Below are 781 nucleotides of genomic sequence, written 5' to 3'. Positions count from 1 at the left end.
GTTGCCGATCGACCGCAGCTCGTTGAGCGAGGCGCTGGTGCCGTTCATTTTCCAGTTGCCGGCGACAAGGGGGCGGATTCCAGGGGTCATGGGACGCGTTCTCCGAGCGACATTAAGCAGCGCCCTCACTACCAAAATCAGGTCACAAAGCAATCGACAGTGGACCGGAAGGGCGCTATTGCGCTTGTTTCAGACTCGGCGCACGCGAAAATGCGCAAAACTCGGAAGTATGCATGCTTGGTATATTGAGAAGCGCGGCGGGCACCTGGGTCGCGAAAGCGCTGCTGTTGTTGCTGGTCCTGAGCTTTGCCGCCTGGGGCATTACCACGCGCATGGTGGGCGGCGTTCTGGGCGGCCATCACGCGGTGATCACTGCCGGCGGCACCGAGGTCTCGATCAACGAATACCGCCTCGCCTACGATCGTCAGCTCTCGATGTTGTCGCAGCAATATGGCCAGCGCGTCACCCAGGAACAGGCCAAGCTGCTCGGTGTCGACAATCAGGTGCTGGCGCAGCTCGTGTCGGGCGCTGTGCTCGACGAACAGGCGCGCAAGCTCGGCCTCGGCCTTTCCAAGGACCGGCTGGCCGAACTGACGCGCGAGGATCCGGCTTTCAAGGGCCCCAGCGGCCAGTTCGATCGCCGGACGTTCGAATACCTCCTTCGCCAGCTCAACATGCGGCCCGAGGATTATCTCAAGAACCGCTCGCAGGTGGCCGTGCGCCAGCAAATCGTCGAGGCGATCTCCGACGGGCTGAAAGTGCCGCAGACCTTCCTCAAGGC

General features: G+C 62.2%; 1 protein-coding gene and 1 pseudogene. One reads left to right on the top strand and one right to left on the bottom strand.

Annotated elements, in window-relative coordinates; all coding sequences use genetic code 11:
• Positions 1-90: pseudogene (locus tag EOA27_RS38675) on the bottom strand (triose-phosphate isomerase); the annotation flags it as partial.
• 143 nt (positions 91-233) lie between these two features.
• Between EOA27_RS38675 and EOA27_RS38670 the strand changes: the two are divergent.
• A partial coding sequence (locus EOA27_RS38670) for a SurA N-terminal domain-containing protein (RefSeq protein WP_189562385.1) occupies positions 234-781 on the top strand: 548 nt, incomplete at its 3' end.

This window comes from Mesorhizobium sp. M2A.F.Ca.ET.037.01.1.1, assembly GCF_003998075.1.
GTDB lineage: Bacteria > Pseudomonadota > Alphaproteobacteria > Rhizobiales > Rhizobiaceae > Mesorhizobium.
The sequence above is the reverse complement of the archived record's forward strand: the minus strand, read 5'-3'. Positions and strand labels throughout refer to the sequence as shown.